This is a genomic window from Solibacillus sp. FSL W7-1472 (assembly GCF_037969775.1).
GTDB lineage: Bacteria > Bacillota > Bacilli > Bacillales_A > Planococcaceae > Solibacillus > Solibacillus silvestris.
Genome location: NZ_CP150208.1, coordinates 1,279,074 through 1,292,787, shown reverse-complemented (window position 1 = coordinate 1,292,787; position 13,714 = coordinate 1,279,074). Strand labels below are relative to the sequence as shown.

Sequence of the window (13,714 nt, the reverse complement as noted above, 5' to 3'; positions counted from 1 at the left end):
TTCCCCCTAGGCCCTTTTAATTTTTCCTGTAGAGAAGAATGTTTTAATGACGAATAACATGATTAAAATACAAATACTCATAATCAGTAATCCAAAATTCATCGTTACATCCACAGGACGTACTAAATCTAACGGCATTCCATTTAAAATTTCATTGAAGTTCATAAAATGGAACGGATTGTACGGGAACATACTAATAATTGAAGGGAAAATAATAGGTAAAAAGAATAGAATAAAATGAACAAACAATGTTAAATACATATTTTTCAGCAGAACATTTAAAATAATTGATAAGAGCATTACAAATATCGAGCTGACGATCATGTAGACAATACATAGTACAATATAGTACACACTTGAAATTAATGCCGGCTCACCTAAATAAACAGCTACTTTTGCGGAACTATCTCCCAAACCATTAAATAACAATGGCGACGCACTAATAAAGATGAGTACAATAAATGCAACAACATATAAAAAGGCAATGATACATTTGGATATCATATATTGGTCAAAACGAACAGGATAGCCTTTAATAATACTTGAATGCTCAAAATCATCCAGCAAAATCGAGCTCGTATAGAAGCTCATGAATATGTACCAGCCAACACCTACTAAACTAAAGAAATACAATAAAAATGGTATGTAATGAGATAAATCGCTAATCGTATTTTTGCCCGATTCGTACATCGTTTTAAAATATAAATAGTTTAATGAATTTTGGAACTTGGAAGGCAGTAAATCCTCCACTTTTTCATACTCTTCCATATCAAAAGCTTGTTGACGCAGTTCTGCAATACGGTAGGACGCCTCATAATACATCGGATAATTTTCTACAGTTAATGAGGCAATTTGTAAAGCGACGGCACTTTTTTGCTGTGTCAGATTTTTAAATAATTCACTGCCATCCCCGTCCCTTGAGGCATCCTGCACTTGGAACTTGGATAATACAGCACGCGAACTATAGTAGTCGCCCCTTTTTTCATTGAGCTGATCCCCTACTGACTGTGCTTTAATAAAAAACATACAGCCGAACACAATGACGATCACTGCAAGTAACGCGACAATATTTTTTCGGTTGGAGCGTTCGATTAATAACCCTACTTTTAACGCCTGCAACATAGATAATCTCCCTCCCCTTCTATATATCGACATTGAAAACGTTTACAAACCTAAAGTTCAAAAACAGGTACTTTATTAGAATAATCTATCAATTAATAATTTTCAAACTAAAAGGTAATTTTTCAATAAAAAGGAAGAAAACCCTTCTAAATTCACTACTCTCCTTTAACTATTTCGTTTCATAACTGAAGTCAATATGAGATAAAATTATTTTTATATAATACACCTGTTTTTTACAAAATTGTGAACTTTTTGTTTCTAACATGTTTCGACACTGTATTATTTTGTAATAAGTTACGATGAATAAGCGCTGTTTTATTTAACTCAAAAATAGTAAAACATCGTAAAACTTCAGAAAGGAATATAAATTTAGCAATGAGATTTTTATTTTTCAAAAAAATATTTAGACTAAGATTGAGAATAAGAATTGAATCTAAAAGAAAAGACATGTACAAAAAAGCAAATGATCTAGGATTCACACACCCTGAAGTAGTACATTGCAGTCAAGAGTTAGACGAATTACTTAATAAGTATTCGGATACTGCTGCATAACAATAGAGAGAATACATAAATAATGTCGCTCAGGTTCTGTACGTAGACCTGCCGTATTTATGTTTTGTTATTAAAAAAGCGTTGGAGCATAAGCCCCAACGCTTTCTTTTTATTAAATTTTTGTATATACACAATTAAATACCGTCCGTGTTCATCAATACAATACGCCAACCATCCGGATCCGCAATCGTCACACCTTTTTCTGCCCAATACGGATTTTCCGGTGGAACTTCATCGTATCCCATATTAGCGAGTCGAGACTGTACAGTTTGAATTTGTTTGACATTAGGCATAAAAAAAACGAGCAAATTATCTTCCGTTGGCGCAGTACATGGACTTCCATCAACATGCTCAGTAAATTCCAAATGATACGATGCATCCGGTAAGCCAATCATGATGCCGGTATATCCACGATGCCCTTTAAAGCCACCAAGCTTCTTAAGACCAAGACCTTCACAGTAAAAACGTTCGATTTGTTCTAATTGATCAGTTGGCCGTGCGATACGAAATTGTGCTACATGTAATGTTTCTGTCCACTGTTTCATTTACATCCCCTCCTTCTTCCATTTTAGATAGAAAAGGAGAAAAATACTCTACAACATACGGATGAAATCAAGATCCTACATATCGTATATCTGTTAATATGAAAAACGCGTTGGAGCATACAGCCCCGACGCTTTTCTCTTAGTACATCTTCAAATATTGGTCGCGTTCCCACTGTGTAACGGTTGTACGGATTCTGTCCCTATATAATAGGTGGTAATTCAGTTCACTAGGAATGTTGATAAATCAATGTTTTGAGAAGTTCGTTCATTATAATACACTGTAGAAAGTTATAAGTTTGTGGGCAATTTGTGGGCAAAGCAGAAAATCATTTGTGGGCAAAAATTATACAAGTATTTATACAACATAAACCTTCTTATTTATACTATTGTTTAATTTATCTTCTACCAATAAAATGTAAATGAGGAGATGATATTTTGAATACAATAGAAGAAACAATTAGTATGGCCGGATTCGGAAAAAAGAAGGCAATGGCTGGCCAAATAAAATTATTCGAAGATCGTATCCATTTTTTCTTCTACTGCCTTGCGAGTTAATTTTTCGTCTACTCTTTGAATAATTCTTGTGTTCATTTTGATTTCCTCCATTTTTCATCAAAATAAAAAGGACAACAAAAGATGCAGCTGCACACTGCAATCTATTGTTGTCCTCCAGATGGCTGGTTGAACTTATTAAAAAAAGTCATCGCTTATATAGTAAATTTTAGGTTTTTCACCAATAACGCCAACGATACCCAATCCTTCAAGGTGATTTAGTATTCTTCTAAAGCTTTGGATTGATTTTTCATTAAATATTGTATGAAGTTCTTTCGCTGTTAAACCTTTATCAGATGAGAACAATAAATTCTGTCCTAATACATAAATCACATTTTGTTCAAATTCAGAAAGTTCAGTAACAATTTCATCATTTTCCATATGTTCAATGAATTGCTCTAATAAATATACTTTTTCTTTAATCTCTTCCAACATTTCAAGTTGAGTATCCTTAATTATTTCTAAGAAAGATACTATAAATTGATTCATTTCACCACGATTACTTGACTTATTAGTATTTTCAAATGCTGTTAAATATTTTTCAACAAATTTATTGCAACCTCTAGATAACGAAAGACTCGTTATTGGTGAAAATTTTCCTTTAAGGTACATACTACTTACAAATCTTGATATCCTTCCGTTACCATCATAAAAAGGATGGATATAACCAAAATAGTAATGAGCTATTGCAATTTTGATTAGTAACGAATGAGAATCTGAATTGACAAATTCAATCAATTTAACTATATGTTCGATTATTTTTTCTTCTGGATAGACGCCCTTATGAATTTCCTTTAAGGTCCCACTTTTTTTATATACTACACATTGATCTTTTCTAAATATTTTACCATCAGGCAATTCATTCTTTTCAATTTCTCCTTCAAGAAGGTAATCATAAATTTTTCTTATATCTTCTGGATTATTAATTTTTGTTAATTCATTTGAAGTTAGTTTGGCATAGGATGCGACCATACTTGAAAATCTTTCTTTTTCATTCGTATTGTTTGTTAAAGCTCTAGCACTTCTAACAATTTCTTCTCTACTACTCCTAACCCCTTCGATTTCATTTGTATTTTGTAACTCATCCACAATTGATTCTATAATGTATCTTTTTTTTGCTACGTGAGGAAGTGAATTAAATTCTTCACTAATTTTTTGATCAATTTCAAATATTTCTTCAGTTAACTTAAGCATTTCAACTGAAGGTATATAGTACAACTCATGGCTTTTAAAGCTATTTAAAGGTTTTATAATTAATCCGCATTTTTGAATTGATGGCGAGATTTGCCTTATTCTAGAAGTTTCTTCAAAAGTTTTATTATCATATTTATTAAAAACTTTGTATAAAGGTTCCATATCACCACTCCTATGTATCACTTTAATCCAATTTTGACATATAGGTAACGTTTTGTCTAATTTAATTATCAATATTATATAATATGTTACTTATTGATTTTTATACATTTTAATTTTTCATTTATATTCGTATTTTCTGTGAAAGTTTATTTTTTCGTATATAAGAAAAATATATTTTCTATATCTAAAAAGTATGCCTTGAACTTAGAAGAACAATTCATTTTTTATTTCTATTTATAATTGAATTTTGCGTTCTATTTAATAAAATTTTTTACCTCATCTAATATCAAAATTCTTCTACCTCATCCCAACGAATTCTTTTCACTCGCCCTTGATGAGTTACTATTTTTGTCTCAGCAAATGCTGGTAGTTCTGAAAACTTTGCTATTCCATTCGACAAAATGATGACACAGCTCTCAGGCAACTCCTTTATATCAACCGACAGGAGCCCTTCGCTATTAATTTCCAAATTTTTAATTCTCAATTCGACACCTCTCTGATATAATAATATTGTACAAATCAAAGGGCTGTTCTAAATCCAAGCTACGGTTGCACCCGTAGCTTTTTTTATCTTTATTATATCAAAACACCTGCATATACCGGACATACGTGCTATAATAATCACGTATATTTTTGCTGACTTGGGACTGGAATTTCAGGTCTTTTTTTATGGGTTTTAGAACTTATATCCATTTACTATAAAAAGCGATAACACGATTAAACCAAAAATAACAATTTGTATAACAAAAGCCATTAGAAATAACAAATCATTGTGCCTCCTACCAGGTATTCATGGCAGTATAGCCAAGAAAGACACTTCTTCTACCACACAATTCATACACTTCCTTCTTTTCTCAATTTGTAATCCAAATCAAAACGAACATTTATTTCCGTTAAGCAGCACTTAAGATCTACTAATCCTTTTTCGTATTCTTCTTGGGATGCTATATAATGGAAGTTGACTTTCGTACCTTTGCTATTAGGTTTTAGCCATTCCTTCGGATTTTGACTTTCGTTCAGCATGTGCATTCAAACATGAGCCTTCGCCTAAGTATATTCAATTTCTGACATTTTACTAGTTAAACGAGAATAAGCTATTTGTCCACTTACAACGCTAATTTTCCCTAACATCATTTCGTACACTCCCCTTCCTACATATAATAGTTCAATTACTTAATAATCCGATCTGCAAAATAAACAATCCAATCTATAAAAATCCTAAGCTTTTTCATTGTACTCCTTTCACTTTGCAATTTTTGCTTGATAGCCTGTTTTCCCGTGTTCTTTAAATTCTGGATCAAGTGTAAAAGGATGGTTAGCTACTGGTATATTCACAAGCTCTTGAAGCAAATTTCCGATGTTATGCATTTCCTGCAGAATTTCGTCGGCTCTTAGAGAATCGACCTCGATTTTTAATTGAGGCGAGAGCACATCCAAACGCTTGAGCAATAAATGGCGTTGTTGCTGCACCAGTTTCTTCATGCTGTTGCCACCTGCTTTACAATCAGATCGCTCACATGGCGATAACAGCTGATTAATGTTTGAAAAGGTGTGTGCTCATACTCATTTTCAATTTCATAAAATTTATGACGGCGAATCTGGATGCCATCGATTTCAATGACATCGCCTGTTTGGAGTTTCGCTATTTTTTGATAAATCGGATCTGATTCAACACCGATCTCTTCAAATAGATTCATATTCAACATTTCAATTCCACCTTTCGGTATCTCATAGAGTTGACTCCTCAAATGAAAAATATTTACATCTAACTCTAAAAAAAATTAAGCTTCTCGCTCATACAGTTTTAACAACACTTCATCTGTACAACTATCCAAAAATTCTAAAGAGTAATTTCTACGCATCATCAGAACCGTAATAATTTCTTCACGCTGGGCTTTAGACAACTTGATTCATTCCTTTCTGCTGCTGATCTAAACGGTACAATTTATGGTCATTTGCTTTGGCGTGGCCAAGGTAGGCCGGAAACTGCAGCAACTCTTTTCGAAAGTCAATTAACATCATTTGCTTATCGATATCGACCAAATACATGTACTTATATAGCAATCGCTCAGCATCAACAATGCTCGTAGCTTTTTGGAAAAATAAACGACTATGATAAGCGCTTGCTTCCAGGGCATTGCGTGCAAAGTAGAAGGCGAATAAATCGGCTTTTACTTTCACAACGTAAAGTTTAATTTGCCCCATACCTAAAATATTTTGTTGAACAAGCTGACTAATGTGGTCACGATCAAATGGTAAATCCAATAACTTTTGTGAATCATCCGTCAACGCACTCCCTTGTGTTGTCATGCTCCAATAAATCGTATGTGCCAGCACACGGTGCTCTCCTTCAATGGCATATTCCAACAGCTCCTTAACCGTAATGGCTGTCATTTCGGTTGTTGCCAATCAAGGTTTAATAAACGACCTGTCTCTTTTACATAAGCGATCGGTACAGTTCCAGTCGGTCCATTTCGATGTTTCGCAATAATGATTTCTAGCAAGTTCTTGGACTCGGATTCTTTGTCGTAGCAGTCATCACGGTACAGGAAGGCAATTACATCGGCATCCTGTTCGATGTTTCCTGAATCCCGAATATCACCCATTACCGGGCGCTTGTCCTGGCGTTGCTCCACGCTACGATTTAACTGTGACAGACATACAACAGGACAATTAAATTCACGTGCCATTTGCTTTAAGTCACGGCTAATCTGTGCGACTTGCTGGGTTTGATTGTCCTTTAAGTTATTGGCCCGAATGATTTGCAGGTAGTCGATTAATATTAACGGCTTGCGATTCGGGAACTGCTTAATGAGCTTCCGTGCTGTTGCTCTAATTTGCGGTACGGTCATTGCTGGGCGATCATCGATTTGAATCTTTGCGTTATTAAGCAATCCGATTGCCTGTGTCCATTTCGCTTTTTGTGCATCCGACATTGTGGCATATGGATCACGTAAATACAATCGGTTAATATTGCCTGTTGTTGCAATCATACGATCAATAAGCAGTTCCTTTTTCATTTCCAACGAAAAGATAATGGGCAAGTACCCTTGGAATCCTGCATGTACTGCAAAGTGGTTCATGGTGTCCGTTTTCCCCATCGATGGACGGGCAGCAATTATGAACAAGTCGCCATCCTGAAAGCCGTTTGTCATCCGGTCAAAGTCCCTCAACTCGGAATTAATGCCTATTTTTGCGCTTTCCGGTTCATACGGACGATTGGCAGCTTCCACAAGAGCATTTGTAATGCTTGTCTCCTGCAAGCTATCACTGTCGGTAATCGCATCAAGCTGGGTTTGAATTTGTTCAATCGGCCAATTCTCCTGCTGGGCTTGGGCCAAGATTTGTTGCTTCGTCACGTGCTGCCAATGACCAAATAGTATTTCTGCATATTCGTTAAATTTCGTAGGGTTCGCATAGTTTTTTAAGTCAACAATATAGTTTGCTCCACCTAGTTCGATTGGTTCTCGTACGCTTAGTAATGTGATGTAATCGATGCTTTTATTGGCTCTTGCAAGTTCCAGCATGGCACTATAAATTGCTTGGTGATGTGTTAAGCTGAAATGTTCTAGCTTCACTGTGCTATCTAAAATCAAGTAATTTTCAGCAAGCATTGAGCCTAAAATACTTTTTTCCGCTAGTTCCAAGCTGATTGTTTGTTCCATGATCATCCGAAGTTTTCCCCCTTGCTAAAATCTAATTGTGGTGGCTGATATGTGCTCTTTACCGTCTGCCGTTGTTTAACTGGCGCTTCGTTCAAGTAGGCTTCGAATTTCGTTGCGTTGAACAATGTATCGGGTCTAAGATACTTGCTCCAGTAAGCATCGTTTAGCCATTGAGAAACCTTTAAATCGATTACGCGCTTAAAGTCTTCCAGTACATACCCGTCTGCAAGTCGGCCACTGATCAAGCGTTTCGTTGCCGGTGTGGAAGCTCGATAATTTTTGTTTGCTTTTACATTTAAGTAATCAATGATTTCATCTGCAACTTCGAGTTTCTCGACAATATTGTTTTTATTAGTCTTAATGTCTTTAGGTATTGCTGGGTGCAAATTGCCCTCATCAGATGGGTGCAATCTGCCCTCTTCCAACGGTGCATTTTGCCCTGTTCCATCAGTGCAACTTGCCCCATTCGAGAGTGCATTTTGCCCTATCGGTGAAATCAACGTTTTCGAGTACTCCACTCGGTACCATTTGGTCTTGTCCATCTTGAGTTTGTTGTAAGCATTTGTCGTAACGATATAGCCCTCTTTTTCGAGTTTTGAGACAATGCGCTTTAAAGTGTCATAGCTCCAGAACGGAAATTCCTCATTCCACTCACACAATGACTTATAAATCCATTTGTGACCGTCACGTACTTGTGTTGAAATGAGCAGCCTGAAATGCAGTTGCTGTAAAAAAATTGCCTCGTTTAACCCAACCTTTTTTGCAAGACTAGGCAAAACTTGTAACGGAGGCTCATTGGTTAATAGATTCATGTTTGTATACCTCCCCAATTTTGAACAAATAGCAGCGCATCTTGTAGCTGACACTGTGGTACATCCCGATAAGAGTCCACATGGTACCGTTTTTTAATCGCTCGGTATAACTCGCTAAAATAAGCTGGGCGACGCGCTTTCACATCACACAATTCATACACACGTTCATTAATTGCTTTTTGCAGTCTTTTCTGTTCCCATGTGTGAAGCGTGACTAGCAGCAGCTGTAGTTCAATTTCTTTTACACGTTGCTCCAATGCCATAAATCTTTCTGGATTATATGACAATTCATTAGCTGTAGGATCTTGTGCAAGTTGCTTCGTCATCTGGAAATATTGACTGACGAGCAAATTATAAGCATGCCATGCCTTGTCATTATTGAGTGACTTAGCTAGCATAAACGCACCTTCCTCTGTCCATAAATACAAGTTAGATGCAAATTTAAGGGTGGCGTCATTTTGTCGCTCGCCTTTAAAATGCTTTAATGCTTCTCCTGTCAAAGCGTAAAAATGTAGTCCTTGGACAAATCGCTCCTGGTTTCGTTGAAAATTACGATTCACTGTTTTGGTATCGGCCCCAAACGCTTCTGCAATTTGCGATGTCATTAGTACACGTTTGCCTTCACGTTCAATGATTTGTAGTGTCATGGTTAAACTCCTTTCAAATATGGATTAGCTAAGGTGGCGACATTTTGTCGCACACCTTCAATGAGTTATAATTGTTCTCCTTGTTCCTCATCCAACCCATAACCTAGTAAAGTCAGTACATCCTTAATCGCTCCAACACGCGCCGATTGCATCGACCATAAAGCAGCAGCTCTCGCGTACTCCTTGTTGTCCTCTGTACTTTCCATATCTAATAAGAAGTCTGCTAATACTTCCTGTTCGTCCACTAAAAATTGCTGTAATTTTTCCATTTTCATTCCTCCATATGTTATAATGGAAGTACATAAATATTTACTGAAGGACTCGCCAAAGTTTTCAGTATATCGCTCAAGTGATTCTTTAGATCGCTTGGGCTTTTTTATGTTTTTCTTTAATAGTTCCAAAAGAAATACACTCCTTTAAATTAGTCTTACAGTCCACATTGCAATTGCTCCAATAATAGGTAGCAACTGTTGAATAATCGTAATCCCATCCATTCCATATAAGAATGCAACAATAACTTCCGAGCAGTTCGTGAGCTGGCCCCATTGCATCAGTGTATAAGCATCCGGTACCTTTTCATCATTTTCGAATTTGCTTATGCATGATTGAGATCGGTTCATATTTGCTGCCATTTCAAACTGCGAAATATCCGCTTTTTGTCGGCATGCCTTTAATAACGCACCTAGCTTTACATTCATCGATTTCACCACCTTTCATATTCCGTATTGGAATTTTAAAATGGAATGAATTGGTATAAAATTTTTATATAGAAGAAATACACAGCAACAATTACACAACTAACCCCACTTAATGGTTAGGCTGCTGGCTTGACCACTTCGCAAGAAATTCCTCTGCGAGTTTTGCATTAATAAGCCACTTTATACCGACTCGGAATTTTGGAAAGCCTTCTTCGTAAAAGAAGGTTTCCTTAACCGTAGTTTCGCTAAGGCTCACCTGTCTGCAAAGTTCCTTCATATCCCAGTACATTGTAGTGTGACTAATGTTCTCAATTTTTTTACGAACTTCCTGACGAAAAACTTCTTTTACGTAGTTATTATCGATTTGGAACATAGCTTCACTCTCCTCCTTTACCAATAAAAATTACCGATTTGGTAATTTAAATTTCAAAAAAAGCTCGTTAATTGGAATAGATAAGATAGCACTAATTTTTGCAATATCATCTGCACTCATTTTCCGAATTCCATTTTCTTTATAGTAGTAACCTTGATAACCCTTATATCCCATGAACTTTGACATCTCTTCAATAGAGATATCCTTATTGCTTCTTTTTTGTTTAATTAAATCAAGATTAACTACCAAAGGTTTTTTCATATTACACACCTCCCGCAATTACCTTATCGGTAACTTTAACTTAAATATAAATTACCGATTTGGCAAAGTCAATATATTTTTACCTTTTTGGTAACTATATTTTTTACCGTTGTGGTAAATGGTAATATTAAACTAATAATTAATATTAAATAATAAAAAATTAAAGATGGTGAATTATTTGGAGTCATTAGGCTATCGTATAAAATATTTACGTGAACGTAATAACATTTCTCAAATTGAATTCGCTAAGAAAATTGGCGTTTCCAATACAGTGTTATCAAGATATGAAAGTGGAGATCGAAAACCTGATTACGATACCCTACAATTGATAGCTGATTTCTTTGATGTCAGTACAGATTACCTTCTTGGCCGCACAGACACCACTGCACTTTCAACACATGAAAAAGATGAACAAGAGTTCCAAGCATTTATTAATGATCCCGAGCTTGGTGTTTGGTATAAGGAGCTCCCTAAATCAGATGAAGAAGAGCTTCGAAAGTTACGTACCATTTGGGAAATGATTAAAGCAGAAAAAAACAAATAGGCTCACCAGTCAACTGGCAGCCTATTTGTTTCAAAATTAAATAAATGAAAGGCTAATTTTTTTTGGCTTCTAAGTAGTATAATGTGCTCAGGAAAATACAACTATTTAATGGGTATTAATAAATAGTTCGCCAGTCATTTCCAGGTAAAACTATAATGATTGTCGCTCCTAAAAGAACAAAATATTATTTATCTCTTTTTCACTAAATTTCTTACTATAAATTCGGAGGAAAAATTTCATGAATACTATTGATAAATACTTGGACTTAACTGATTCTCAACAGGACAATTTATCTGCATTAACATTAAATGCGAAAACAGCTAATTATGATGATTTAGAATGTGCTTTTAAGTTAAAAATTGAAGGGAAAAATTTAACTATAAAAGCTCAACATGTATTACATCAATTAATGAATGGTACTATAAACTTAAATTATTATTATGAATGGTGCTCTCATCACTTTTTAAACAGGGACAATCATATATTTATATTTGAGCTTTCAGAAAGTAAAGCTACCCAAACACAAGTCAAGAAATTTTTTACAGAAAAAAATTTGAAATCTAACACAGTAAATCTGTTTGATTATAATAAATCTAATTTAAATAATATTGAATTAGTTCATTATAAAAAAAGTATAAATGAAACTTTGATGACTTTTATCGTACCTGTAAAGAAAATTATCATTAAAGATAATGAAACAACTTTCATTAATGAACAATATTTTTGCTATGCATGGGTATTAGCAAACACAAATCAATTAATTTGGTCTCTCCCTCCCTTAACAAATATTGTTACTTTCAATAACATAAATATAAAAAGAGGAGCATATGATACTGTTATTTCGATACTAACTTCATCTATAAAGATAAAATTAGGTAACCTAGATTTCAATCAACCTAAGTGGTTATTAAAAACCTTACATCATATAACTAATGATTATTATAATCACCACAATGATATAATTTCTCAGAAATCAAAGGAAATTACTACCACTGAAATATCAAACCTTTTAGATAGTTTTCAAAAGCTAGATGAAGCTTTTAAACAACTAAGTGTTCGAAATCGTGTAAAAAAAGAGTTACAAGAGCTAATTGAAAATGAACTTGTTTTAGCTTATGGTTATAATACACACCGTGATAATGTACCTTTTGAAATTTATTGGCATTTCTCAGAAAAAGGGACAACAAATTATACTGCTAATAACAAAGAACATTCTATAGAATTTAATGAATCACGTAGAATTATCAAAATGATGCTTACAAACTCTCAAACTTCTGGGCTAGGGATTATATACAACTTTGAATCAGTAAGTTATCCATATAAAATTTTTCAGGAACATAATTATGTGTGCTTAAAAAACACATCAAATAAAACAACTAAAAAGGAGGTTGTAGATAATGTATTATCCGAGCTTAAAAAGTATAGATCAAGAGATGAATCTAAAGCTATCGTCCAACCTTCTGAAACAGTTGGACGAATTAATAACAATAATACCTCCCAATAGTACTATAACTCCTAGTTATCTGGCTTTTGAATTAGATATTGAGTTAGATTCCATAAAGGGGATATTAGTCAAACTATCTAATAGAAAATTAATTACCCCATTTTTTGTTATTGATTGTACGGGTAACGAAGAGACCCAAGAGACCCATAGCATTAGCTTTAACAGTCAAGAAAAACTTGCTTCTTTCGTAAATAATAAAAAATATCAATGTTTAAGATGTGATGGCACATATAATTTTGAAAATACAAAAGTATTCTTTAAAACTTTGCCTCTAAATAAGGAGGATATAGTTTGAATCCTGATAATTATGTAGAAATTATTGATTTTATTAATAATGCAGATGACAGCTTTTTTTGGTCTCCATTTACGGATACTGAACTTCCCGAATTTAACAAACTTATAATAGATGTAGAAAGTTCGATTAAAAGTAATAATAAACAATTAAAAGGAAATTCTTTAGAAACTTTAATGACGTTTATTTATTCAAAATTCAATTTCGCAGAGGTTGAAAGTAATGTGATATTAAACGGAAATCAGTTCGATCATATAATTACATTTAATGATTTTTTCCGACCTGCTTTAATCAAGGAACATTTAGGTAATAAAATAATTTGTGAATCTAAAAATCATAAAGATTCTATTTCTGTAAGAGATGTAGCAGATCTTAATGAATTACTAAGAAGAAACAAATGTAGTACTGGAATATTTTCATCTATTAAGACATTTTCTAGACGAGGGAAAAATATGTGGACTCTTGGTGAGGGAAAGAGAAGAAAAATGTTTTTATCTGATGAAACAATCATTCTTGGTTTTACTTTAAAAGAATTAAAAAGCTTAGAAACTAATAATTTCTATACATTATTGAAACAAAAATATAATTGTTTGTTTCATGAAACAAATGATGATTTTGGTTTTGAAAAAGCTACAGTACCTTTTAACCAAAATCTTCATACTTCACTTTGCCAATTACATAATGCAGGTGTAATAACAAGTAATGAATTCAGTAGACATGAAAAGCTATTAATAGAGAAATTCGGTGATATTCAATAATAAAACTCCACTACCAAATAGTGGAGTTTTATT

The 13,714-nt window shown here is 34.1% G+C and carries 19 protein-coding genes; 4 read left to right on the top strand and 15 right to left on the bottom strand.

The features are described 5' to 3' along the window. Positions 1–6: 6 nt before the first annotated feature. A complete protein-coding gene (locus MKY07_RS06245; RefSeq protein ID WP_339264117.1) occupies positions 7–1,122 on the bottom strand; it encodes an ABC transporter in 1,116 nt (371 codons plus the stop codon). Positions 1,123–1,497: 375 nt separating this feature from the next. Between MKY07_RS06245 and MKY07_RS06240 the strand changes: the two genes are divergently transcribed. Beyond that, positions 1,498–1,674 carry an aspartyl-phosphate phosphatase Spo0E family protein gene (locus tag MKY07_RS06240; RefSeq protein ID WP_014824333.1) on the top strand — a complete coding sequence of 59 codons (177 nt, stop codon included), beginning with the start codon at positions 1,498–1,500 and terminating at the stop codon, positions 1,672–1,674. 134 nt (positions 1,675–1,808) lie between these two features. On the opposite strand, the gene MKY07_RS06235 is transcribed toward MKY07_RS06240, so the two are convergent. The 14 genes from MKY07_RS06235 to MKY07_RS06170 form a co-directional block, all read right to left on the bottom strand. Next, positions 1,809–2,219: a VOC family protein gene (locus MKY07_RS06235; protein ID WP_339264116.1), complete on the bottom strand. Its 411-nt coding sequence runs from the start codon at positions 2,217–2,219 to the stop codon at positions 1,809–1,811. A gap of 690 nt (positions 2,220–2,909) precedes the next feature. Further along, a complete protein-coding gene (locus MKY07_RS06230) occupies positions 2,910–4,127 on the bottom strand; it encodes a Fic family protein (RefSeq protein WP_339264114.1) in 1,218 nt (405 codons plus the stop codon). A gap of 286 nt (positions 4,128–4,413) precedes the next feature. Further along, a complete protein-coding gene (locus tag MKY07_RS06225) occupies positions 4,414–4,611 on the bottom strand; it encodes an XtrA/YqaO family protein (protein WP_339264112.1) in 198 nt (65 codons plus the stop codon). Between the two features lie 758 nt (positions 4,612–5,369). Then, entirely contained in the window at positions 5,370–5,609 is a 240-nt protein-coding gene (locus MKY07_RS06220; protein WP_339264110.1) for a hypothetical protein, read from the bottom strand. Continuing rightward, positions 5,606–5,833 (bottom strand): hypothetical protein, encoded by a 228-nt coding sequence (locus MKY07_RS06215; protein WP_339264109.1) that lies wholly within the window; start codon positions 5,831–5,833, stop codon positions 5,606–5,608. The genes MKY07_RS06220 and MKY07_RS06215 overlap by 4 nt, the downstream gene beginning before the upstream one ends. Positions 5,834–5,908: 75 nt before the next feature. After that, positions 5,909–6,031, bottom strand: a complete 123-nt coding sequence (locus tag MKY07_RS06210) for a hypothetical protein (RefSeq protein WP_339264107.1) — start codon at positions 6,029–6,031, stop codon at positions 5,909–5,911. Further along, on the bottom strand, positions 6,024–6,521 hold the full coding sequence (locus tag MKY07_RS06205; protein ID WP_339264105.1) for a hypothetical protein: 498 nt from the start codon (positions 6,519–6,521) through the stop codon (positions 6,024–6,026). Before MKY07_RS06205 ends, MKY07_RS06210 begins: the two co-directional genes overlap by 8 nt. Beyond that, the gene (locus MKY07_RS06200; RefSeq protein WP_339264103.1) at positions 6,518–7,798 is read right to left on the bottom strand and encodes a replicative DNA helicase; all 1,281 of its coding nucleotides are present in this window, start codon (positions 7,796–7,798) and stop codon (positions 6,518–6,520) included. The genes MKY07_RS06205 and MKY07_RS06200 overlap by 4 nt, the downstream gene beginning before the upstream one ends. Next, a complete protein-coding gene (locus tag MKY07_RS06195; RefSeq protein ID WP_339264101.1) occupies positions 7,795–8,604 on the bottom strand; it encodes a conserved phage C-terminal domain-containing protein in 810 nt (269 codons plus the stop codon). The genes MKY07_RS06200 and MKY07_RS06195 overlap by 4 nt, the downstream gene beginning before the upstream one ends. Further along, complete coding sequence (locus MKY07_RS06190; protein WP_339264099.1) at positions 8,601–9,251, bottom strand: ORF6N domain-containing protein; 651 nt, start codon at positions 9,249–9,251, stop codon at positions 8,601–8,603. Before MKY07_RS06190 ends, MKY07_RS06195 begins: the two co-directional genes overlap by 4 nt. 65 nt (positions 9,252–9,316) lie before the next feature. After that, positions 9,317–9,520: a hypothetical protein gene (locus MKY07_RS06185; protein ID WP_339264097.1), complete on the bottom strand. Its 204-nt coding sequence runs from the start codon at positions 9,518–9,520 to the stop codon at positions 9,317–9,319. 147 nt (positions 9,521–9,667) lie between these two features. Then, entirely contained in the window at positions 9,668–9,949 is a 282-nt protein-coding gene (locus tag MKY07_RS06180) for a helix-turn-helix transcriptional regulator (protein WP_339264095.1), read from the bottom strand. 109 nt (positions 9,950–10,058) lie between these two features. Next, positions 10,059–10,322: a group-specific protein gene (locus MKY07_RS06175; protein WP_339264093.1), complete on the bottom strand. Its 264-nt coding sequence runs from the start codon at positions 10,320–10,322 to the stop codon at positions 10,059–10,061. Between the two features lie 30 nt (positions 10,323–10,352). Next, complete coding sequence (locus MKY07_RS06170) at positions 10,353–10,583, bottom strand: XRE family transcriptional regulator (protein ID WP_339264092.1); 231 nt, start codon at positions 10,581–10,583, stop codon at positions 10,353–10,355. Between the two features lie 178 nt (positions 10,584–10,761). On the opposite strand from MKY07_RS06170, the gene MKY07_RS06165 reads away from it, so the two are divergent. From MKY07_RS06165 to MKY07_RS06155, 3 genes are all read left to right on the top strand, one after another. Further along, the gene (locus MKY07_RS06165; protein WP_339264091.1) at positions 10,762–11,127 is read left to right on the top strand and encodes a helix-turn-helix domain-containing protein; all 366 of its coding nucleotides are present in this window, start codon (positions 10,762–10,764) and stop codon (positions 11,125–11,127) included. A 238-nt stretch (positions 11,128–11,365) separates the two neighbouring features. After that, the gene (locus MKY07_RS06160; protein ID WP_339264089.1) at positions 11,366–12,631 is read left to right on the top strand and encodes a hypothetical protein; all 1,266 of its coding nucleotides are present in this window, start codon (positions 11,366–11,368) and stop codon (positions 12,629–12,631) included. 291 nt (positions 12,632–12,922) lie between these two features. Then, the gene (locus tag MKY07_RS06155; RefSeq protein WP_339264087.1) at positions 12,923–13,681 is read left to right on the top strand and encodes a hypothetical protein; all 759 of its coding nucleotides are present in this window, start codon (positions 12,923–12,925) and stop codon (positions 13,679–13,681) included. The last annotated feature ends 33 nt before the right edge of the window (positions 13,682–13,714 follow it).